21 protein-coding genes are annotated in these 19,528 nt (G+C 58.6%); 11 read left to right on the top strand and 10 right to left on the bottom strand.

From position 1 onward, the window contains the following. Positions 1 to 100 precede the first annotated feature (100 nt). The 7 genes from urtE (at position 101) to ureC (ending at position 5,316) form a co-directional block, all read left to right on the top strand. A complete protein-coding gene (gene urtE, locus ALQ04_RS01800) occupies positions 101 to 799 on the top strand; it encodes an urea ABC transporter ATP-binding subunit UrtE (RefSeq protein ID WP_122314088.1) in 699 nt (232 codons plus the stop codon). Positions 800 to 847: 48 nt separating this feature from the next. Next, the gene (locus ALQ04_RS01795; RefSeq protein ID WP_122314087.1) at positions 848 to 1,693 is read left to right on the top strand and encodes an urease accessory protein UreD; all 846 of its coding nucleotides are present in this window, start codon (positions 848 to 850) and stop codon (positions 1,691 to 1,693) included. Positions 1,694 to 1,793: 100 nt separating this feature from the next. Continuing rightward, positions 1,794 to 2,096 (top strand): urease subunit gamma, encoded by a 303-nt coding sequence (gene ureA, locus ALQ04_RS01790; RefSeq protein WP_117165508.1) that lies wholly within the window; start codon positions 1,794 to 1,796, stop codon positions 2,094 to 2,096. A gap of 11 nt (positions 2,097 to 2,107) precedes the next feature. Further along, entirely contained in the window at positions 2,108 to 2,650 is a 543-nt protein-coding gene (locus tag ALQ04_RS01785; RefSeq protein WP_122314085.1) for a GNAT family N-acetyltransferase, read from the top strand. Positions 2,651 to 2,659: 9 nt separating this feature from the next. After that, positions 2,660 to 3,193 carry a GNAT family N-acetyltransferase gene (locus tag ALQ04_RS01780; RefSeq protein ID WP_122314083.1) on the top strand — a complete coding sequence of 178 codons (534 nt, stop codon included), beginning with the start codon at positions 2,660 to 2,662 and terminating at the stop codon, positions 3,191 to 3,193. Further along, the gene (locus tag ALQ04_RS01775; protein ID WP_122314082.1) at positions 3,190 to 3,498 is read left to right on the top strand and encodes an urease subunit beta; all 309 of its coding nucleotides are present in this window, start codon (positions 3,190 to 3,192) and stop codon (positions 3,496 to 3,498) included. The genes ALQ04_RS01780 and ALQ04_RS01775 overlap by 4 nt, the downstream gene beginning before the upstream one ends. Before the next feature lie 117 nt (positions 3,499 to 3,615). Beyond that, the gene (gene ureC / locus ALQ04_RS01770; RefSeq protein WP_122314080.1) at positions 3,616 to 5,316 is read left to right on the top strand and encodes an urease subunit alpha; all 1,701 of its coding nucleotides are present in this window, start codon (positions 3,616 to 3,618) and stop codon (positions 5,314 to 5,316) included. A 37-nt stretch (positions 5,317 to 5,353) separates the two neighbouring features. On the opposite strand, the gene ALQ04_RS01765 is transcribed toward ureC, so the two are convergent. Further along, complete coding sequence (locus ALQ04_RS01765; protein ID WP_122314078.1) at positions 5,354 to 5,677, bottom strand: co-chaperone YbbN; 324 nt, start codon at positions 5,675 to 5,677, stop codon at positions 5,354 to 5,356. A gap of 69 nt (positions 5,678 to 5,746) precedes the next feature. Further along, the gene (locus ALQ04_RS01760) at positions 5,747 to 5,998 is read right to left on the bottom strand and encodes a hypothetical protein (RefSeq protein ID WP_122314076.1); all 252 of its coding nucleotides are present in this window, start codon (positions 5,996 to 5,998) and stop codon (positions 5,747 to 5,749) included. A gap of 172 nt (positions 5,999 to 6,170) precedes the next feature. On the opposite strand from ALQ04_RS01760, the gene ALQ04_RS01755 reads away from it, so the two are divergent. Beyond that, the gene (locus ALQ04_RS01755; protein ID WP_122314074.1) at positions 6,171 to 7,301 is read left to right on the top strand and encodes a sensor histidine kinase KdpD; all 1,131 of its coding nucleotides are present in this window, start codon (positions 6,171 to 6,173) and stop codon (positions 7,299 to 7,301) included. Here ALQ04_RS01755 and cbpA read toward each other — a convergent pair whose 3' ends face one another. Together cbpA and ALQ04_RS01745 are read right to left on the bottom strand one after the other, a co-directional pair. Beyond that, entirely contained in the window at positions 7,302 to 8,258 is a 957-nt protein-coding gene (gene cbpA, locus ALQ04_RS01750; protein ID WP_122314072.1) for a curved DNA-binding protein, read from the bottom strand. A 132-nt stretch (positions 8,259 to 8,390) separates the two neighbouring features. Further along, positions 8,391 to 10,070 carry a DUF4153 domain-containing protein gene (locus ALQ04_RS01745; RefSeq protein WP_122314070.1) on the bottom strand — a complete coding sequence of 560 codons (1,680 nt, stop codon included), beginning with the start codon at positions 10,068 to 10,070 and terminating at the stop codon, positions 8,391 to 8,393. A 173-nt stretch (positions 10,071 to 10,243) separates the two neighbouring features. On the opposite strand from ALQ04_RS01745, the gene ALQ04_RS01740 reads away from it, so the two are divergent. Further along, positions 10,244 to 11,509, top strand: coding sequence for an Hsp70 family protein (locus ALQ04_RS01740; RefSeq protein ID WP_122314068.1), 1,266 nt, complete (start codon positions 10,244 to 10,246; stop codon positions 11,507 to 11,509). 80 nt (positions 11,510 to 11,589) lie between these two features. Here ALQ04_RS01740 and ALQ04_RS01735 read toward each other — a convergent pair whose 3' ends face one another. Together ALQ04_RS01735 and ALQ04_RS01730 are read right to left on the bottom strand one after the other, a co-directional pair. Further along, positions 11,590 to 12,600, bottom strand: a complete 1,011-nt coding sequence (locus tag ALQ04_RS01735) for an AI-2E family transporter (RefSeq protein WP_122314066.1) — start codon at positions 12,598 to 12,600, stop codon at positions 11,590 to 11,592. Positions 12,601 to 12,788: 188 nt separating this feature from the next. Then, complete coding sequence (locus ALQ04_RS01730; protein ID WP_122314064.1) at positions 12,789 to 13,079, bottom strand: PsiF family protein; 291 nt, start codon at positions 13,077 to 13,079, stop codon at positions 12,789 to 12,791. 133 nt (positions 13,080 to 13,212) lie between these two features. Here ALQ04_RS01730 and ALQ04_RS01725 point away from each other — a divergent pair, with 133 nt between their 5' ends. Then, positions 13,213 to 14,091 (top strand): DMT family transporter, encoded by an 879-nt coding sequence (locus ALQ04_RS01725; protein ID WP_122314063.1) that lies wholly within the window; start codon positions 13,213 to 13,215, stop codon positions 14,089 to 14,091. Here ALQ04_RS01725 and ALQ04_RS01720 read toward each other — a convergent pair. Then, positions 14,088 to 14,978: a triacylglycerol lipase gene (locus tag ALQ04_RS01720; protein WP_122314061.1), complete on the bottom strand. Its 891-nt coding sequence runs from the start codon at positions 14,976 to 14,978 to the stop codon at positions 14,088 to 14,090. The two genes, ALQ04_RS01725 and ALQ04_RS01720, sit on opposite strands and share 4 nt — an antisense overlap. A gap of 181 nt (positions 14,979 to 15,159) precedes the next feature. On the opposite strand from ALQ04_RS01720, the gene osmE reads away from it, so the two are divergent. After that, positions 15,160 to 15,498: an osmotically-inducible lipoprotein OsmE gene (gene osmE, locus ALQ04_RS01715; protein WP_122314060.1), complete on the top strand. Its 339-nt coding sequence runs from the start codon at positions 15,160 to 15,162 to the stop codon at positions 15,496 to 15,498. 49 nt (positions 15,499 to 15,547) lie between these two features. Here osmE and ALQ04_RS01710 read toward each other — a convergent pair whose 3' ends face one another. The 3 genes from ALQ04_RS01710 to ALQ04_RS27100 all read right to left on the bottom strand — a co-directional run. Beyond that, positions 15,548 to 16,246: a permease gene (locus ALQ04_RS01710; RefSeq protein ID WP_122314058.1), complete on the bottom strand. Its 699-nt coding sequence runs from the start codon at positions 16,244 to 16,246 to the stop codon at positions 15,548 to 15,550. An 8-nt stretch (positions 16,247 to 16,254) separates the two neighbouring features. Then, on the bottom strand, positions 16,255 to 17,496 hold the full coding sequence (locus ALQ04_RS01705) for a hypothetical protein (protein WP_259644873.1): 1,242 nt from the start codon (positions 17,494 to 17,496) through the stop codon (positions 16,255 to 16,257). Further along, positions 17,387 to 19,528, bottom strand: a 2,142-nt coding sequence (locus tag ALQ04_RS27100) for a toxin VasX (protein ID WP_409077230.1), incomplete at its 5' end; no start/stop codon positions are given. The genes ALQ04_RS27100 and ALQ04_RS01705, both read right to left, overlap by 110 nt.

Genomic DNA, 19,528 nt, shown 5'->3' with positions numbered 1-19,528 from the left:
GCGGATTCATCCGCGAAAACGTCGTCTCACGTCACACAGTATTCGCGGATGAATCCGCTCCTACGGGGTGGGCAGCCGCAATAGATGAGAAATCATAGCCATGCTCCAAGTCGAAAAACTCCATCAATACTACGGCGGCAGTCACATCCTGCGCGGTCTGTCCTTCGATGTGAAAGTCGGTGAAGTCACCTGTCTGCTGGGGCGTAACGGCGTGGGCAAGACCACGCTGCTCAAGGTGCTGATGGGACTGCTGCCGTCCAGGGAAGGCCAGGTGCAATGGGAAGGCAAAGCCATCACCGGCTTCAAGCCGCACCAGCGTGTGCATGCCGGGATTGCCTATGTACCTCAGGGCCGGGAAATCTTCGGGCGGCTGACGGTCGAGGAAAACCTGTTGATGGGACTTTCGCGCTTTCCCGGCTCGGAAGCCAAGGAAGTGCCGGCCTTTATCTACGAACTGTTCCCGGTGCTGCTGCAGATGAAGCATCGACGCGGCGGCGATCTGTCTGGCGGCCAGCAGCAACAGCTGGCAATCGGTCGGGCACTGGCCAGTCGCCCGCGTCTGCTGATTCTCGACGAGCCCACCGAAGGCATCCAGCCCTCGGTCATCAAGGAAATCGGCGCGGTCATCAAGAAGCTGGCCGAGCGTGGCGACATGGCTATTCTGCTGGTGGAGCAGTTCTACGATTTCGCCGCAGAGCTGGCCGACCAGTATCTGGTGATGTCGCGCGGTGAAATCGTCCAGCAAGGCCGGGGCGAGAATATGGAAGCCGAAGGCGTTCGCGGTCTGGTCACCATTTGATGCCTCAATCCGTTAAGGTGCAGTACTCGACAAGCCAATGAAGACATCATGAATCTGCCTGCCCACCCCGCCCTGTTCACGCCCAACTGGCACGCCGAGCTGGAGCTGGGCTATGGCCGTTTCGAGGACACTACGCGGCCGGTCCAGCGGCGGCATAAAGGTCCATTGCGGGTACAGAAACACCTGTATGCCGAAGGCCCGCAAGTCTGCCAGCACATCATTGTTCACCCGCCCGGCGGCATCGCCGGTGGCGACCGGCTGGATATCTCGGCCACGGTCGGCGCCCAGGCCTGGGCGCAGTTGACCAGCCCCGGCGCAGCCAAATGGTATCGCGCCGCGAGCCCGGCCTTTCAGCAACTGGAACTGCGCGTCGAGCCCGGTGCGACACTGGAATGGCTGCCTCAGGAAACCATCGTGTTCAGTCAGGCGCAGGCCGAGCTGGTGACCCGTATCGAGCTGCAGGGCGATGCCCGGCTTTGCTATTGGGATGTGGTGGCGCTGGGGCGGCCGGCCAGTGGCGAGCGTTTCGACCAGGGGCATTTTCAGTCGCATCTGGATATCCGCCGCGACGGCCGGTTGCTCTGGCATGAGCGGCAGCGCATTGTCGGCGGCGACGGCCTGCTGGATTCGTCCATCGGCCTGGACGGCAAGACGGTGTTCGCCACCCTGCTGATCACCGGCGAAATCGACAGCGAACTGCTTGAAGCGTGTCGCTCGATTGCACTGCCCAACCCGGTCCGCGGCGACCTGAGCCAGTTACCGGGCCTGCTGGTTGCACGCTGCCTGGCGGATGAAGCCCTGCATGCACGGGCCTGGCTGATTGAATTATGGAAACGGCTGCGCCCGGCGTTGCTGGGCCGCGAGGCGGTGACACCCAGGATCTGGAATACATGATTTTTGAGGGGCGTTGTTCGCGAATGAATTCGCTCCTGCCCGGAGGTGCGAATTCATTCGCGAATAGCTGCGACCCATACATTAAAAAACGGAACAAACAATGGATCTGACTCCACGCGAAAAAGACAAACTGCTGATTTTCACTGCCGGCCTGGTTGCCGAGCGCCGACTGGCTCGCGGAGTGAAGCTCAACTATCCGGAAGCCATGGCCTATATCTCCGCCGCACTGCTGGAAGGCGCACGTGACGGGCAGACCGTTGCCGAACTGATGCATTACGGCACCACCCTGCTGAGCCGCGATCAGGTCATGGAAGGCATTCCGGAAATGATTCCGGAGATTCAGGTGGAAGCCACCTTCCCGGACGGCACCAAACTGGTCACCGTGCATCAACCGATTGCCTGAGCCAAAGACTTATGAACGACCTGATTCGCGATGCGCTACCCGCCGATCTGCCCGGCATTCTTGCCATCTATAACGACGCGGTGCTCAACACCACGGCGATCTGGAACGAGCAGCCCGTGGACCTGGCCAATCGTCAGGCCTGGTTCGAGGCGCGCCAGACACAGGCTTATCCGATCCTGGTCGCCGTCGACAGTAACGAAGAGGTACTGGGCTACTCGTCATTCGGCGACTGGCGCCCGTTCGAGGGCTTTCGCCATACGGTCGAGCATTCGGTGTATGTGCGTGCCGATCAGCGCGGCAAGGGGCTGGGGCCAAGACTGATGGCCGCGCTGATCGAGCGCGCCCGCCTCTGCGACAAGCACATCATGGTCGCGGCCATCGAGAGTCGTAACGCGGCCTCCATCGCACTGCATGAACGCCTGGGCTTCAAGACCACCGGGCAGATGCCGCAGGTCGGCACCAAGTTCGGCCACTGGCTGGACCTGACGTTCATGCAACTGGACCTGTCGCCGGGCGCCCTCGCTCCGGTTTCTCAAGCGCCACACTCTCACTAGGGCATGCTCATGAATCCTGCACAGTTGCGTCGTGTAACCGCTGAAAGCTTTGCGCATTACCGTCAAGGCCTGGCCGAGCTGTTGCTCGACACCGTACACAACGGTGCTTCGGTAGGATTCATGGCTGACCTGGATACCGCGCAGGCCTTCGCCTGGAGCGACAGCCTGAGGGTGGATATTGCCAATGGCAGCCTGTTGCTCTGGGTGGTGGTCGAAGACGAACAGGTTCTGGCCAGCGTACAACTGACGCTGTGTCAGAAGCCCAACGGCCTCAATCGCGCCGAAGTGCAAAAGCTCATGGTGCTGACCCAGGCTCGCGGTCGTGGCCTGGGCACTCAGTTGATGGAAGCCGTCGAGCACGCCGCCATCCAGCACAAGCGCGGCCTGCTGCATCTGGACACCGAAGCCGGCTCGTCGGCGGAAGCCTTCTACCGCGCGCTCGACTACACCCGCGTCGGCGAACTGCCGAACTACTGCGCCACCCCGGACGGTCGCTACAGGCCGACCGCCATTTACTTCAAAACCTTGGGGCAACCAACATGATCCCTGGCCAATACCAGATTCAGCCCGGCGAGATCGAACTCAATGCCGGGCGCCGGACTCTCAGCCTGACCGTCGCCAACAGCGGCGACCGGCCGATTCAGGTCGGCTCGCACTTTCACTTCTTCGAGACCAACGACGCCCTGACCTTCGACCGCGCCGCCAGCCGCGGCATGCGCCTGAACATCCCGGCCGGCACCGCCGTACGCTTCGAGCCCGGGCAGGCACGGGAAGTAGAGTTGGTGGACCTGGCCGGGTTGAGGCGGGTTTATGGGTTTGCGGGGCGCATCATGGGTGAACTGGATTGAAATGACGCCTTCGCCAACAAGTTGGCGAAAAGGCCGGCGCTGCCGCAGCGCTTATGAACCGCTTTTACTTGCAGCTTGCAACCTGAAACTTGCAGCTCACAACCCGAGATCCGACAGATGAAAATAAGCCGACAAGCCTATGCCGACATGTTCGGCCCCACGGTGGGTGACAAGGTGCGCCTGGCCGATACCGAGCTGTGGGTCGAAGTCGAGAAGGACTTCACCACTTACGGCGAAGAAGTGAAGTTCGGCGGTGGCAAGGTCATCCGTGACGGCATGGGCCAGGGCCAGTTGCTGGCCGCCGAGGTGGTCGACACGCTGATCACCAACGCCCTGATCATTGATCACTGGGGCATCGTCAAGGCTGACGTCGGCCTCAAGAACGGGCGCATTGCGGCCATCGGCAAGGCCGGCAATCCGGACATCCAGCCGGACGTGACCATCGCCGTCGGTGCGGCCACCGAAGTCATTGCCGGCGAAGGCATGATCCTCACCGCAGGCGGTGTCGACACGCACATTCACTTCATCTGCCCGCAGCAGATCGAAGAGGCGCTGATGAGTGGCGTGACCACCATGATCGGCGGCGGCACCGGCCCGGCCACCGGCACCAACGCAACCACTGTCACGCCGGGCCCGTGGCACATGGCGCGCATGCTTCAGGCTGCCGACTCGTTCCCGATGAACATCGGCCTGACCGGCAAGGGCAATGTCAGCCTGCCCGGCCCGCTGATCGAACAGGTCAAGGCCGGTGCCATCGGCCTCAAGCTGCATGAAGACTGGGGCACCACACCCGCCGCCATCGACAACTGCCTGAGCGTCGCCGATGAATACGACGTGCAGGTCGCGATTCACACCGACACCCTCAACGAGTCGGGTTTCGTCGAAACCACACTGGCCGCGTTCAAGAACCGCACCATTCACACCTATCACACCGAAGGTGCCGGTGGCGGTCATGCGCCGGACATCATCAAGGCCTGCGGCTCGCCCAACGTCCTGCCCAGCTCCACCAACCCGACCCGGCCGTTTACCCGCAATACAATCGACGAGCACCTGGACATGTTGATGGTCTGCCATCACCTGGACCCCAGCATCGCCGAAGACGTGGCCTTCGCCGAAAGCCGCATTCGCCGGGAAACCATTGCTGCGGAAGATATCCTGCACGACCTGGGCGCGTTCTCGATGCTCAGCTCCGACAGCCAGGCCATGGGCCGGGTCGGTGAAGTGATCATGCGCACCTGGCAGACCGCCGACAAGATGAAGAAGCAGCGTGGCCCGCTGCCTGGAGACGGCCCCGGCAACGACAATTTCCGCGCCAAGCGCTATATCGCCAAGTACACCATCAACCCGGCAATCACCCATGGCATCAGCCATGAAGTGGGCTCCATCGAAGTCGGTAAATGGGCGGATCTGGTGCTGTGGCGCCCGGCGTTCTTTGGCGTGAAACCTACGCTGATCCTCAAGGGCGGTGCCATTGCCGCCAGCCTGATGGGCGACGCCAACGCCTCGATTCCAACCCCGCAGCCGGTGCACTATCGTCCGATGTTCGCCAGTTACGGCAGCTCATTACATGCCACCAGCCTGACCTTTATCAGCCAGGCAGCATTCGAGGCCGGCGTTCCGCAGGAACTGGGGCTGAAAAAACAGATAGGCGTGGTCAAGGGCTGTCGCAGCGTGCAGAAGAAAGACCTGATTCACAACGACTACCTGCCCGACATCGATGTCGATCCGCAGACCTATCAGGTCAAGGCCGACGGGGTGTTGCTGTGGTGTGAGCCGGCAGATGTATTGCCGATGGCGCAGCGCTACTTCCTGTTCTGACCGGCAAGGGCCTTCCTCGCGGAAGGCCCTTCAGGCTTCAGTCGCGCAGAAGCTTTTCGACTTCCTGTCTGTAGTCGTCCACGTCACACAAGCCGGTCATTCTCGACACTTCGGAACCGCTCCTGAAAAAGATCACCGTGGGTACGCTGTCTACTGCAAAGTTCTCGGCAGTTGCCTCACTGCTGTCTGTATCCACTCGAAGCATCAGGACCTGATCCTCGAACTCCTCGGCCAGATCGTCAATCATCCGGCCGGTCTGTGCGCTGTCACTGCCTGCGCCACTGAACTCGGCCAATACCAGCATGTCCGTGGTAAACACCTGATCCTGAAAACTGTCATCATTTACATTCATGACACTCATGGTTCAACTCCTCGTATTTGCTCGTCGGGAGTGGGATGTCGCAATACAGCATTTATCGGCCAGGCAAAACTACTCGGCACGGCCCAGAAACGTATCGTTCGACTTCAGTATCTCAAGGAATTGCAATACGTCATTGATGGCATCAAACATCCCCTGATCCTGCAATGTGCCCTTTGTCTGCAATACGCGACGCAACGCGAGAAAAGCACTCAACTTCCCTTGCGCTATATCATCCAGCCCGAGACTCTTTTTATCGATGATGGCCTGAGCCGCAGCATTGATACTCTCTTCGGCGAACGCCAAAAGTTCTGATTTCAGCATGATGGTTCTCCTGTCTTGAGTTCCTTCTCAAACATACTCCCGGCACCGACCTGCATCTACTGACAGAAATGACAGTGCCAGCACTTCGTCAAACGACATTTTGTCGGGCAAGACAAAGGCGGTAAGATGCCCGGCGTCCTCTATTACAACCTCCGAAGCAAGGTAACCGGCAATGCGCCTATCCGAATTCATCGTGGCTCATGTGGATCGCATCGTCGATGAATGGGAGGAGTTCGCCAAGACTCTGACTCCAGCGGCAGACAGCATGAGCCGGGTCGAGCTGCGCGATCATGCCAAGTCGATTCTGCTGGCCGCAGCCCGGGACATGGATGCGGCCCAGGCCAAGCGCGAACAGGCCGCCAGAGCACCGGGCACAGCATTGAATCTGGATGAAGCGGCCGCCTGCCATGGCGAGCTTCGACATACCGTGGGCTTCGACCTGGTGCAGATGACCTCAGAGTTTCGTCATTTGCGCGCCAGCGTCACCCGGCTGTGGAGCGAAAGCCTGACAACGCCCGCACAGGTTTCTTTCGAGGACATGATTCGCTTCAACGAAGTCATCGATGAAGCGCTGGCCGAATCCACGGCGGCCTATGTCGAGCAGGTCACCCGCTCGCGAGACATGTTTCTGGCCATTCTCGGCCACGACCTGCGCGCACCGCTGCAGGCCGTCAGCATGTCTACGGACATGCTGATGCGCAAAACCGAGCTGAACGAAAAGACCCTCGCCTATATTGCGCAGATCAAGAGCAGCACCCGGCACATGGGCGCCATGGTTGGCGATCTGCTGGAGTTCGTGCGCAGCCGCCTGGGCGCCAGCCTGCCGGTGGAGCGCAAGCCCATGGACCTGGCCGCCGCCTGCCGCGAGGCCATCGAAGAAGCCTGCGCCGGACAACCGGCCAGCACGCCGATACTGGAAGTGACAGGCCATACCCAGGGCGAGTGGGACAGCGCCAGGATCGGTCAACTGCTGCAGAACCTGATCGGCAATGCCTTGCAGCATGGCACCTCCAGCAACGAGGTCATCGTCAGGGTCATTGGCAATTCCGACAATGTGGAACTGATCGTCCACAACGACGGCGAACCGATCGCCGAAGAGGCGATCGGCACGATTTTCGATCCGTTGGTGCGTAGCGTGAATCCCGAAGCCGGAACACAAAGCCCGTCGACCAGCCTCGGACTGGGGCTGTTCATCGTCAAGGAAGTGGTCAATGCCCACGGCGGCAGCATCACGGTGACATCGAACATCGGCGATGGAACGACGTTTACCGTGGTGTTGCCGCGGGGTGTCCGGGCGGACTGATCAGTTGTTCCACTGACTCCGGGGATCAAAGGCAGCCTTGTCGGCCAGCTTTTGCCAGAGTGCACGGGTGGCATCATCGATCGTTCTGGGCATGACGATCTTGAGCTGGGCGTACAGGTCGCCACGCTCGCCTTTCTTGTCCAGCAGGCCATTACCCTTGATACGCAGACGCTGACCGGTCTGGCTTTCCGGACGAATGGTCAGGTTGATCCTGCCGGTCAGGGTCGGCACCGCGACCTTGGCACCCAGCGCAGCTTCCCACGGGGCCAGCGGCACGGTAATGATCAGGTCATGGTTTTCCACTTCGTACAGTGGATGCGGTGCCAGGCGGATGATCAGGTACAGATCGCCATTCTCGCCACCGGCAATTCCCGGAGCGCCCTGGCCCTTGAGACGGATACGCTCGCCATCCACGACCCCGGCAGGAATCTTCACGTTCAGGGTCTTGGTAATGTCGCCCATGCGCTGGCCATTGGGGCTGTGCTGCGGCACCTTGAAGCTGACCTGCTTGGATTCACCAGACAGGGTTTCTTCAAGAAAGATCGCCAGCTCCATTTCCACGTCCTGCCCTTTGCGGCCCTGGGTACGAGAACGGCCACCCTGTTGCTGAGCCCGACCACCGAAGATCGAACTGAAGAATTCGGAGAAGTCCGTGGTATCGCCACCAAAGCCGCCACCGCCACCGCCAGCACCGGCACGGCTCTGCCAGCCGGGTGGCGGCTGGAAAGGTCGACCCTGGCGTCCGTACTTGCGCAACTCGTCATACTCGGCGCGCTTTTCCGGGCTGCTCAGGACGTCATAAGCCTCGGACGCTTCCTTGAACTTGTCTTCCGCCCCCGACTCCTTGCTGACGTCCGGATGATACTTGCGCGCAAGCTTGCGATAGGCCGCCTTGAGCGCCTTGTCATCGACCGTCGGCTCAACGCCGAGAATCTTGTAATAATCTTTGAAATCCATCTAACGATCACCCATCCCCAATATGTCCAGCTACACCTGACGTACCTGCCGTTCCTGTCACGGGATGACGCCTGGAGAGCTCAAGTCGCAGAGTGTATCCGCAAACGCTCGTAATAGATGACAGTGCACCGTCTATTGATGCCTTGATTTGCGATCGGTTTCTGTTGGGGTATACAACTGCCCACCAATTTCCAGGCTTCGATAAGTCGGCTCGACGACCCTGGTTTTGCCTTCTCGCACCAGATCAGCCCATTTTTTGGCACTATGGGACGGGCCATCCATTCTTCCGGCCTCTTTCCAGACGCCGTCGGAATCAAACCTGAAGAAATACATCTGGCTAGGCTCGGAAGAAAACTGAATCACCTCGTTCTGTCCATCGCCATCCAGATCCACAGCCCACATGCCGCACCGGTACCGATTGCAATTGAGGCTCCCAAGCTCGGGGTTGGAAAACTGTTCATGGCCATCTACCGGTAACCCGATCCAGATGAAGTTGTGCTCAGGCACAGGCTGCTTGGGGATATAGCGAAAAGCCCCATTATAAGTGTCGTACATCCGGGTCTTGAGCCTTGCACGAACCTCCGGTTCAAATTGCTGAAGGCTATCCATATCAGCCAGGAGACGCTCGAACTCCTGGCGCCCCGGCTTACCTAGCCGATTGCGCAGGTTATAGGTGTCGAAACTGTCCGGTGAAGTACGACCGTCCTTCAGGCGTTGTACCTGATCACGGGCACTGAACTTTTGCGGATTCAGCCATGGGGTGTAAATCAACACCACCACCAGACACACCAACAGGGCCAGCCATGGATTGGTTACCCGCCAGTTGCCAAGCCAGACAGACCCGGACCTCAAGACCGCCCACACCGCGGCCAGACTGTACAGAGCAGCCGCGACCACCGACAGCAGGCCGACAATGCGCGACGGAGACAACCCGTACTGCTCGATACGCAGCCAGGTCGAATAACCTGCAAGGACCACCAATACCGGTAACGCCAGCAGACTGGCATTGATCCCCCACATCAGCCACTGCGGATAGGGGCGCGGCTGGTTACCGTCCTGGAAAACGCCATTGATCAAAAAGATATTCGCGGCCACAAGCCCGAGCAGGATCGTCGTGGCATGGCCCGTCTTCCAGATCGACTCCAGCCCGGTAAACGGCAAGGCCAGGGTGAACAGCACCACGATCAACGCCGACAATGGCGCCAGAAAGCGACACAGGTTCAGCAGAATGCCACGCAGCATGCCGATGACCTTGTCGTTCTCGCAGCCCATGCGGATGCCCAGCGAACAAACCAGGGACAGGCTGATGATATTGAAGTTACGAGTCTTGATGACTTCCTTGAACGCGGTGATGCCAATCATCTCAAACAGGCTGACGCATAGCTGCAACAGTGACCAGAACAGCCCGGTCAGTAACAGGGCCAGCAATAGAATGAGGGCGTTGTTCCAGGCGTGCCGGAACAGCTCCCGGTAGGGCAGATGCAATCTGCTGCCGGATGGCCAGCTCAGGATGAAAGCCGAGCAGGTATAACCCACGATGAGCGCGCCAAGCGTCCAGTCTTCCCGCCACCACCTGGACGGCTCGTGCAACACCCACTCAGTGACCAGCGTCAGGACCAGAGCCAGCAATCCAGCCAGAATCCAGGCTCCACGCTGCCTGAAATGGCTCCCCAGAAGTTGCAGATGGCCCCCGAACACCAGAACCCCCACCGCCACAGAAATCTTTTCAAACTCCAGGGCGAGCACCATCGCCATGGCCTGTAGCAAGCCGACGGCAAGGTAGAACGGCAAGGATCCCTTGAACACTGACATTGAACTTCCTTATTACAAACGAGAATGCAGGCTGACTGAATTGCGTGCCCCAGCCACAAGGCGGCGGATCATGTCATGGAAGACGCCGTGACTCCATTCGCCTGACGGCACTACGCAATCACGATGCACTGACATACACTGCGCGGCCGTTTTTTGACTGGAACGTAAAAGACATGAATGACCAATCCCCGGCCCGTGCCTGCGGCATCGATTTCGGCACGTCCAATTCCACTGTCGGCTGGCAAAGACCTGGCGTGGAATCGTTGATTGCGCTGGAGGACGACAAGATCACTCTGCCGTCAGTGGTGTTCTTCAACATGGAAGAACGCCGCCCGGTGTATGGCCGCCTGGCGCTGCACGAATACCTGGAAGGCTACGAAGGTCGCCTGATGCGCTCGCTCAAGAGCCTGCTGGGTTCCAAGCTGATCAAGCACGATACCAGCGTGCTCGGCACCGCCATGCCTTTCAAGGATTTGCTGGGGCTGTTCATCGGCGAGCTGAAAAAGCGCGCAGAACGCACCGCTGGCCGTGAGTTCGAGCAAGTGGTACTGGGGCGTCCGGTGCATTTTGTCGATGACGATGCGCAAGCCGACCAGGAAGCCGAAGACACCCTGGCCGATGTCGCCCGCAAGATCGGCTTCAAGGACGTTTCGTTCCAGTACGAGCCGATTGCCGCCGCCTTCGACTATGAGTCCGGCATCAGCAATGAAGAGTTGGTGCTGATCGTCGATATCGGCGGTGGTACGTCGGACTTCTCGCTGGTGCGCCTGTCACCGGAGCGTCGCAGCCATGACGACCGTCACGACGACATCCTGGCCACCGGCGGCGTACATATCGGCGGTACCGACTTCGACAAGCAGTTGAGCCTGCAGGGCGTGATGCCGCTGTTCGGTTATGGCAGCCGCATGAAAAGCGGTGCCTACATGCCGACCAGCCACCACATGAACCTCGCGACCTGGCACACCATCAACGCCGTGTACTCGCAGAAATCCCAGCTGGCGCTGGGCAGCATGCGCTACGACATCGAGGACACCGGTGGTATCGACCGCCTGTTCAAGCTGATCGAGCAGCGCGCCGGGCACTGGCTGGCCATGGAAGTGGAAGAAACCAAGATTCAGCTGACCCACGCGCAAAACCGCCACGTACCGATGGACCGCATCGAAAGCGGCCTGAGCGTGGACCTGAGCCGGGCCATGTTCGAGGCAGCCATCGACGCCCAACTTGAGCGGGTTCGTGACAGCGTGAGCAAGTTGCTGAGCGATGCAGACGTGGGTGTCGAGCAGGTGAATACGGTGTTCTTCACCGGTGGTTCAAGCGGCATTCCGGCGTTGCGCAACAGTGTCTCGGCCATGCTGCCCAATGCCCGCCATGTGGAAGGCAATATCTTCGGCAGCATCGGCAGCGGCCTGGCGATCGAAGCCAAAAAGAGATATGGATAGCAGCGGCAGGCCAATAAGCTACAAGCGGCAAGAAAAAGCAGACAGCGCTTTAACTTGAAGCTTGTAGCTTGCAGCGCCCCCTACACCAATCCTTCCTTCTGCAACTCGCTCTTGAGATACGCATAGTAGATCGGCCCTGCCACCACTCCCGGCAGGCCGAAGGCTGCCTCAAAGAGCAGCATGGCCAGCAGCAGTTCCCAGGACTTGGCATTGATCTGCCCGCCGACGATCCGCGCGTTGAGGAAGTATTCGACCTTGTGGATCACGATCAGGTAGGTCAGCGCCGCAAAGGCCACCCAGATAGACACCGACATGCCGACGATGAAAATCAGCGTGTTGGACATCAGGTTACCGACCACCGGCAGCAGGCCGAGCAGGAAGGTCATGATGATCAGGGTCTTGGTCAGCGGCAGGTGAATGCCCCACAGCGGCAGGACAATCGCCAGGAACACCGAGGTAAAGGCGGTGTTGAGCAGGGATATCTTGATCTGGGCAAAGACGATATTGCGAAACGCACGGCTCAGCAGGCTCAAGCGATTGAACAGCGCCGCGGCCAGCGGCTTGCGGGTATGCACGTCGGAGATGCGCTGCAAGGCGATGATCGCGCCGAGCACCATGCCGATCAGCATGGTCACGAACATGTGCGCCGCGCCCTTGCCGATCATCTGCAATTCACCGATATGCTTTTGCAGCCATTGCCCGAGCGATACCTGGAACTCGGCCGCACTGGCGGGCAGGTAGGCATCGATGAACGGCGGCAACTGGCCGCGGGCGCGGTCCACCAGGATCATGAACTTGTCCAGCGACGCGCCGGGATTTTCCGCCTCGTGCAGGACAAAGCTGATGGCGCCGGCAAAAACCAGCGTCAGCAGGCTGACAATGATGGTCCCCAGCAAGGCGACGGCAAGCCAGCGGGCACGCTCCCCGGAAATCAGGCGTTGCAGCCTGGGAGTCAGCATGTTGACCAGTTCGTAGACCAGCAGACCAGCCAAAAGGCTTGGCAGAAGCTTGAAAGGCAAGATCAGCAGCAAGCCGCCAAAGACCAGAATCCAGCTGGCCAATAGCACCTGACGCACAGAAAACGTTGACATAAAGCCTCAACGGGCGGCCCAAGGAAGACGGCAGTCTGCCAGCGTTCAGTGCCGAGAACCAGTGATCCGAAGGTCGCAACAGCAATAGCGCGCCCGTCGCCCCCGCAACCGCGTCGAAAAATGGGCCCGAAGGCTTTGTTTCCCGCACTCGGACCGGAACTCAGCCTGGGGCAGGCATCAGCGAAAAATTATTTCTTCTTGAGACAATCGCTCATGAAGCTCTTGCGAGCATCGCCCTTTAGGGCCTGGGTGGTGGCTGTCGCGTTGCAGGTTTTCATTTTTTCCTGCTGGGTTTGCGCCGGAGCAGGTGCAGCCTTGAGACAAGTACTCATGAATGCCTTGCGTTCATCGCCCTTGAGGGATTTGGCACTGGCGTCAGCATTGCAGGAGGTCATCTTGTTCTGCTGCGCGGTGGCGGCAAAACCCTGAGCGCAGACCATAAGACCAGCGAGCAACAAAGAAATACCGAGCATCTTCATCAATCAACTCTCCAGAACGACCGTGCCGAACAGCCCAGCCTGAAAGCAGTGTAGTCAAGAATGTTGCGATATATGTCGAGCCATGGGAGCTGTTCGGGCGGATAATCCACTCAGGTTTTCTATCGGTTACCCCATGCAATACGCATTTCCCCTGCTGACCATCCTGATCTGGGCAGCCAATACCGTCATTACCAAGGCCGCCTCGGAAGTGATCTTCCCTGCCGAGATCGGCTTTTATCGCTGGTTGCTGGCCGGCCTGCTGTTCACGCCGTTCATGCTCGGCCCGGTATGGAAGAACCGTGCACTTATAAGGCCGGTACTGGGCAAGATCGTCATCCTGGGTGTGCTGGGCATGGCGGTGTACCAGAGCCTGGCGTATTTCGCAGCCGGCATGACCACCGCCACCAACATGGGGATCATTCAGTCCCTTGTGCCGATGATGGCGCTGGGGCTGTCGATTGCCTGCCTGGGTAACCGTCTGACCTTTGGCGCATTGCTTGGGGCCTTGCTGTCTTTTTCCGGCGTGGTCGTGGTGGTGTCGGCCGGTAATCTGGGCGGGCTTGTGGAGCAGGGCGTCAATCGCGGGGATGCAATGATTCTGGTCGCCGCTGCGGCCTACGCCGTCTACAGCACCTTGCTGAAGAAATGGCAGTTGCGCCTGCCGCCCTTGCAGTTGCTGTATATGCAGATTCTGGTGGCGATCATTGTGCTGTTTCCGCTGTTTATTGTTTCGCCTGGGACCGGCCTGAACATGAGCAACATTCCTCTGGTCCTGTATGCGGCGATTCCGACCTCGATGCTGGCCCCATGGCTGTGGATGACCTCCATCATGCGCCTGGGGCCCAGCCGCACGACGCTGTTCTTCAACCTGATGCCGATTGCTACTGCGCTGATCGCCGCCGCTTTCCTCAACGAGCGCCTGGCGCTCTATCACCTGCTGGGCGGCGCATTGACCCTGGGCGGAGTCATCCTCGCAGAGCGCTGGAAAACCCCGCTGCGGAAGAGCGCCTAAAGGCCGGCGGCTTTAAGGCGTGCAGCGTGCTCCAGAAACAATCTGACGGGATTGGCACCCTTGCCTACCAGGCCAAAGGTCTGGTTGACGATATCGAAGTGATCGAGCGGGAAGTCATCGCCGATCACCGTCCCCAGGTGCGAACTGAAACGTCCGACCATACCGTCGCACTGGCCTTTTTCCTTGACGAAGGTGCGGGCAAAGATACGGCAGGTCACGTTGGTGCCGTCGATCAGGTTGCGGCCTCGATTGGTGATGCCCGGTTTCAGGATCCCGGACCATGAGTAATAGCGCACGCCATCGACCAGTTCTTCGCCCTGGCCGCCCCAGATTTGCGGCAATCCCTGCGGATACTGTCTGTTGAACAGCGCAACCCCGGTGGTGGTCAGCGACTGGTGAGAGGCCGAGATATTCATCGGCAGCTTCGGCCCGCGGTAGCCGGTCTCGAACACGGTGATCGTCCACGACAGCAAACCGATCACCGCATTGACGACACGCCCGCCAGGAGTGCCCACCGGAAAAGTACGCTCCAGGTAATCCGCCAGTTCGGAACCCTGATTGGGACCGGCTACCGAGGTCACCGAAGCCACCAGATCCGGCCGCTTGGCGGCAACATAACGCACGGTCAGCGCGCCCTGGCTATGGCCGATCAGGTTGACCTTGCTCACCCCGGTTTCGCGAATGGTTTTCTCGATGACCTTGAGCAATTGCTCGCCACGTATCTCGGTGGAATTGACCCCGGAAACCATCACCGGAATCACCGTCGCCCCTCCCCGCTCCAGCGCCTTGATGATGCCGAACCAGTAGGGATAGACCAGCAGACGCACAAATCCCAACAGGCCCGGGACCAGCAGCAGCGGATACCGCGTAGCTTGTTCTTGCGCCATATGCATTCTCCTGAGGCGGACTTGAGCCAATAGCTAACCTTAGCGGTGTTTGGCAGCAAGACAGGAAAATATGACAAACACAGCAGATGCCTCATCGCCATCTATTATCGAACTCTCGCGCACCTTCTCTGCTCCAAGCGATATCGGGCCATGAACGGCCTTGTCATGCGGAGATACAGCGATGTACAAGAAAATTCTCGCGGCAGCTTGTGTATTGGGAACATTGGCGGGTTGTGGCACGACTACTGTGCAGAATCCGATGGACTACGTGACCTATCGCAATGAGCCGCTGGTCAAGCAAGTCGAAGACGGCATGACCCGGCAGCAAGTACTGACCATCGGCGGCGAACCGTCCTCGACGATCGACCGCAAGGTCAATCCCGGAACCTGCAATAACTACGTGATGAGCAAGGATGGCCACAAGCAGGTCTATCACGTCAGCTTCAATGGCGACGGCCGCGTCAACCACAAAGGCTTCATGACCTGTGAACAGCGCGAAGCGAACGAACGCGCCATGTAAGGCTTGTCCGGCAAGACTTAAAAAGCTCGCTGCTTCCCGCACCGAGCTTTTACCACTCCCAGGATTTCTCCATGAACTCGGCAGTGGACGGCAGGACGGAATGCAGGAATTGCAGGTACTGCTCGAATAGCTCCTTGCTGGGAAGGTGGGCGACAAATCCTGTTGTTATGTCAGTGCAATGGATAACGATGATTGAGCGCTTGCGATCAATCGTTACAAAATTGTGCTCGCTCCAAGGCAAGCTTTGTTCATTGTGAATTTTATTTTCCCAATTCAGCAAAAAGCGTGCTGCCCCAAGAGCAATGGCCGCTGGACCGATCAGAAATAGCAAGGAGCCGGAAAACAAGGCAACGCCGAGAAATAGCAGCATGGCGAAAATGGCAATACCCTTGAAGAGCGGGCCTGCAAAGTTCGGGTAGTAATCATAATACTCCAGATAGCCTGACAGTCGTTTGATATGATAATTGAATACCGTCTTCTGCCTGGCGAGAAACACGATCAAATAAGTTGAATAAATCACAGCAGCGCAACCAAAACTTATAAGTAAACCCATCAACTCAGGCAAATCATCCCATAGCAACCATGTGCAGAAAAGGAAAGGTAGAAGGTTTACAGATATCGATAGAATGTGAAGTATTAGCAACTCTTTGGGAGAACAATCGAATGTTTTGATACTCCACAGCATTACGGATGAGTCACTGCTGGAAAGTGCGTCCTGGCTGGCCACACAGGTATTGATAAGAGTCATGGAATTTCTTACTCCGGAACGACAAGAATCAGTGCATTGGCGCGGCTTTTTTTCGAGACTTCAAGATAAGTGAACAAGGTGCCATCAACTGTAATGTTCCCTTGTTTGTCAGGCTCTATCTGATAAAGATAATGCTGATCGTCTTGCTCGGCTGCGTTCATTCCCGCCGGATACCAGATTTGCAATTCGATATAGTCGACATCGTCTTCGAGCGGAACCCAGGTTTGCCAAACGACATCTTCGCCGGGAGGAAAAATCGGGAAATGCAGATTTGATCGCGTATAGGGCGGTCGTTCACTGCCGAGTCTGCCTAATTCCTTGAGAGGGGTGAACTGACCGCGGCATTCAAAGATGTCCACTAGAGGGGCTTCTGCCTGCACTGTTGGCAGAACACCTAACGGTCGTTTACTGCTGATAACATTAAGCGCAACCAATTTCCCGCGCACGGCTTCAGGCAAGCGAAGCTGTATCCAGGCACCGTTTCGTACAGCAACCTTTGCATGGCCACCCTTCACTGTATATTGCTGCCTGTAATCCATCGTACTTTTGATAAAAATTTGTGGACTTAGTTGAATAGCCAGTAGAGAACGTTTTTCCTCGGCTTCGCCCTCCGGGTTGTCAGCATGGCGATGCTCAAATGAGCGCGACCAGCAGCACTTTCTCAACCACCACCCCACGCTGTCCTGTTTGAAGTAATTCAAGACAAGGCTGGCGATTAAATAAACAACGCCAGCGATTAGAAGAGCGACGGCAAACCATGGACTACTTGCAAAAAATACAAGTTTCTTGGTCAGCCTCAAGCCCGCAGCCAATTGAACCGATCCTCCACCAAGCATTGCAATAACTGCAGCGCCCTTGACATATAGCGCAATTTTTTCTTCCAAGGTCTTCGCATTTTTTATATCGCCTGCGATATCTATTATCTCCAATACCGCAGCCACCACCGCAAAGGCCCCCAAGGCCACCATCGTGACCCTGAAACCGCGAAGCGCCTCTCCCCAGACCGTATTCCCCTGAGCTTTCCAATAAGCGGCAGACCGATCCAGAATTCCGACTTCATATCCACCTATCAGCACCGGCTTCGCCTCCCGAATCACCGCCCAAGGCGCTTCGACAAACACCGCCATCAGCAAGTTGGCGCTATAACCCAGGCTGTAACCGACCTTGACGATATCCTTGCCGCTGAATTCGCCATCGCGGGTCAGGTCCTGATAGAGCATGGCGGTGTTGAGGAAGTTGATCAGGATCACGCCCCAGGTGATTGCCAGCGCCCAAGCCGCCGAGGCGTTCGCTCCAGGCCTTGGCGCGGGTGTGCCAGTCCTTCGCGACATCCAGGCCCGAGTTGAAAAAGGCGCGAATTTCATCCTGCAGCAACTGGGCGTACTGGTTGTTCTGGAAGTCCAGTAGGCCGGGGATTTTCAGTTCGTGCAGGCGTAGCGCGTCCATTTGCTTCTGCAGGTGGCGTGCGGTGCTGCGGCGGCTGCGGGGATCGAGCGGGTACAACCAACTGTGGCGAGTGTCGGCGATCTGACTGGAGAGCAGGCGCCATTCGCGTTTCCACTGTTTGAGTCGGGAGGCGAGTTGTTGGTCGATGCGCACCTGTTCCGGCATATTGGTCAGGATCTGGCCGATCAACAGGCTGCGGATCAAGGCCGGAATATTCTGTTGCTTGCCCAACGCCAGACGGCTGTCGACCGGCACCCAGGCCAGCAGCATGTTTTCCGCCACGGCCTTGCCAGCGCCTGCGGCCAGTTCACGCAGGGCCTTGAAGGTGTCGCGCACCGGCTGTTTGAGGTTTTTCATCCAGGCGCTGTCGGCAAAACCCTGATGGTTGAGCGCGGCGTTGAGTTCACCGGCACGGGTGGCGAGGTTGGTGAAGTCGCCAATGCCACTGAACAGGGCGTTGGCTTGCTGTTCCAGAGCATCCTTGAGGGCCGGGGAAAAGCCGTAGCGCAGGGTGCCGAACAGGCTGCTGGCCCTGGCTTCCTGCTCGGCCAGCCAGACGCTGGCCTGTTGATCCTGCCCATAGATGATCAGCAGATGGGTCATGACCGTTTGCAGGTACAGCAGATTGCTCGGGTTGCAGGTATCGACAAACAACCTGAATGGATCGTTGCCCAGATATTCGGCCCAGGTCTGCAGGTCGGCCTGGGTGTCGCGTACCTGTTGCAGCAGGGTTTCGCTGGTGGGCAGGTGTTGGCGCAGATGGTCGCGGGCGCCCTTGAGGTCGACTTCACGACGCCATTTCTCGCGGGCTTGCCAGTCTTTTATGTCCTCAGCAGAGGGAGTCTGACCGTAGCGGGCCTGCAGGCTCCGACGCATTTCTGCGCTCTGGAGGATGTGCAGCGTGGCCGGGGAGTTGCCCTGCGCATTGCCGTGCATGAGCAGCATTTCTTCCTGGTCAAGCTGCTCGAAATAGGCTTCGAGATCGCTCAGGTACTTCTGAGTGCCGGCGCTATCGTCGCGTACAGCCACGGGCAATTGTTGTGTTTCAGCCCTGGCGCCGCACAGTTGGGTGACGGTCTGGGCAATTTGCAGTTTGTGCTCATGTTCCTGTTGCCAGACCCGAAGCGCGGCCTGATCACCCGCCAGTTGCAGGCCCAGGTCGTTGAGCACGGCCAAAGGATCGTCCAGCGCAATCAGCAGCGAGCTGTATTGGTCCGGGACGCTGCCCCGCCAATACACATCGGCACCAAGCGGGCTAAAGCTCGGCTCTGCGGGCTGTTCGGGCTGAGGCACTGGCTCGGAAGTCGGTATGGACGAGTCGGCGAAGCGCTGGTCCTCGACCACGTAATCCTCGTCGATGTCGGCCACAGCCGTGGCGAGCTGAAACAGCGGTAAAGTGCCGGGGCCGTTCAGGTTGGATCTGAAGTTTGCCAGGTCCAGGGGCTTCATCCACAAGGCCCGGTTATCAGCATGAGCGCGCATGTGTTCGCAGATTCGCCAGGTCCATTGCACAGGGGAAAAGGCCAGGTGCAGGCGGTTCTTGCGCGGGTAAAGCAGGTAAGGTCTGCCCTCGCCTTCGCCGCTGCGAACATCCTGGCCCAGATGAGCCTCCGTCCAGACGATGCGCGTCAGGCAGGCATCGGATGCCGAGACGCTGTACTCATGCAGGGTGCCCGCCGTTTCGTCGAACACGTAGACATAACCGTCGTAGAGCTGGCGCAAGGTGTAGCTGCGGGTCTTGAGCTCTGGCAAGGCGCTCCACTGGCCAGTGACCGGCAATGGCTTGAGCTGTTCGGGTTTGGCGTCATAGCGTGAACGGTCCAGAGCGTAGCGGAC

The sequence above is a fragment of the Pseudomonas cichorii genome (assembly GCF_003700275.1).
Lineage (GTDB): Bacteria > Pseudomonadota > Gammaproteobacteria > Pseudomonadales > Pseudomonadaceae > Aquipseudomonas > Aquipseudomonas cichorii_B.
This window is presented reverse-complemented; position numbering and strand designations above follow the sequence as displayed.

Excerpts from the sequence above, each read along its gene's own strand:
- urtE (WP_122314088.1), top strand. The coding sequence starts at position 101 with ATGCTCCAAGTCGAAAAACTCCATCAATACTACGGCGGCAGTCACATC.
- ALQ04_RS01795 (WP_122314087.1), top strand. The coding sequence starts at position 848 with ATGAATCTGCCTGCCCACCCCGCCCTGTTCACGCCCAACTGGCACGCC.
- ureA (WP_117165508.1), top strand. The coding sequence starts at position 1,794 with ATGGATCTGACTCCACGCGAAAAAGACAAACTGCTGATTTTCACTGCC.
- ALQ04_RS01785 (WP_122314085.1), top strand. The coding sequence starts at position 2,108 with ATGAACGACCTGATTCGCGATGCGCTACCCGCCGATCTGCCCGGCATT.
- ALQ04_RS01780 (WP_122314083.1), top strand. The coding sequence starts at position 2,660 with ATGAATCCTGCACAGTTGCGTCGTGTAACCGCTGAAAGCTTTGCGCAT.
- ALQ04_RS01775 (WP_122314082.1), top strand. The coding sequence starts at position 3,190 with ATGATCCCTGGCCAATACCAGATTCAGCCCGGCGAGATCGAACTCAAT.
- ureC (WP_122314080.1), top strand. The coding sequence starts at position 3,616 with ATGAAAATAAGCCGACAAGCCTATGCCGACATGTTCGGCCCCACGGTG.
- ALQ04_RS01765 (WP_122314078.1), bottom strand. The coding sequence starts at position 5,677 with ATGAGTGTCATGAATGTAAATGATGACAGTTTTCAGGATCAGGTGTTT.
- ALQ04_RS01760 (WP_122314076.1), bottom strand. The coding sequence starts at position 5,998 with ATGCTGAAATCAGAACTTTTGGCGTTCGCCGAAGAGAGTATCAATGCT.
- ALQ04_RS01755 (WP_122314074.1), top strand. The coding sequence starts at position 6,171 with ATGCGCCTATCCGAATTCATCGTGGCTCATGTGGATCGCATCGTCGAT.
- cbpA (WP_122314072.1), bottom strand. The coding sequence starts at position 8,258 with ATGGATTTCAAAGATTATTACAAGATTCTCGGCGTTGAGCCGACGGTC.
- ALQ04_RS01745 (WP_122314070.1), bottom strand. The coding sequence starts at position 10,070 with ATGTCAGTGTTCAAGGGATCCTTGCCGTTCTACCTTGCCGTCGGCTTG.
- ALQ04_RS01740 (WP_122314068.1), top strand. The coding sequence starts at position 10,244 with ATGAATGACCAATCCCCGGCCCGTGCCTGCGGCATCGATTTCGGCACG.
- ALQ04_RS01735 (WP_122314066.1), bottom strand. The coding sequence starts at position 12,600 with ATGTCAACGTTTTCTGTGCGTCAGGTGCTATTGGCCAGCTGGATTCTG.
- ALQ04_RS01730 (WP_122314064.1), bottom strand. The coding sequence starts at position 13,079 with ATGAAGATGCTCGGTATTTCTTTGTTGCTCGCTGGTCTTATGGTCTGC.
- ALQ04_RS01725 (WP_122314063.1), top strand. The coding sequence starts at position 13,213 with ATGCAATACGCATTTCCCCTGCTGACCATCCTGATCTGGGCAGCCAAT.
- ALQ04_RS01720 (WP_122314061.1), bottom strand. The coding sequence starts at position 14,978 with ATGGCGCAAGAACAAGCTACGCGGTATCCGCTGCTGCTGGTCCCGGGC.
- osmE (WP_122314060.1), top strand. The coding sequence starts at position 15,160 with ATGTACAAGAAAATTCTCGCGGCAGCTTGTGTATTGGGAACATTGGCG.
- ALQ04_RS01710 (WP_122314058.1), bottom strand. The coding sequence starts at position 16,246 with ATGACTCTTATCAATACCTGTGTGGCCAGCCAGGACGCACTTTCCAGC.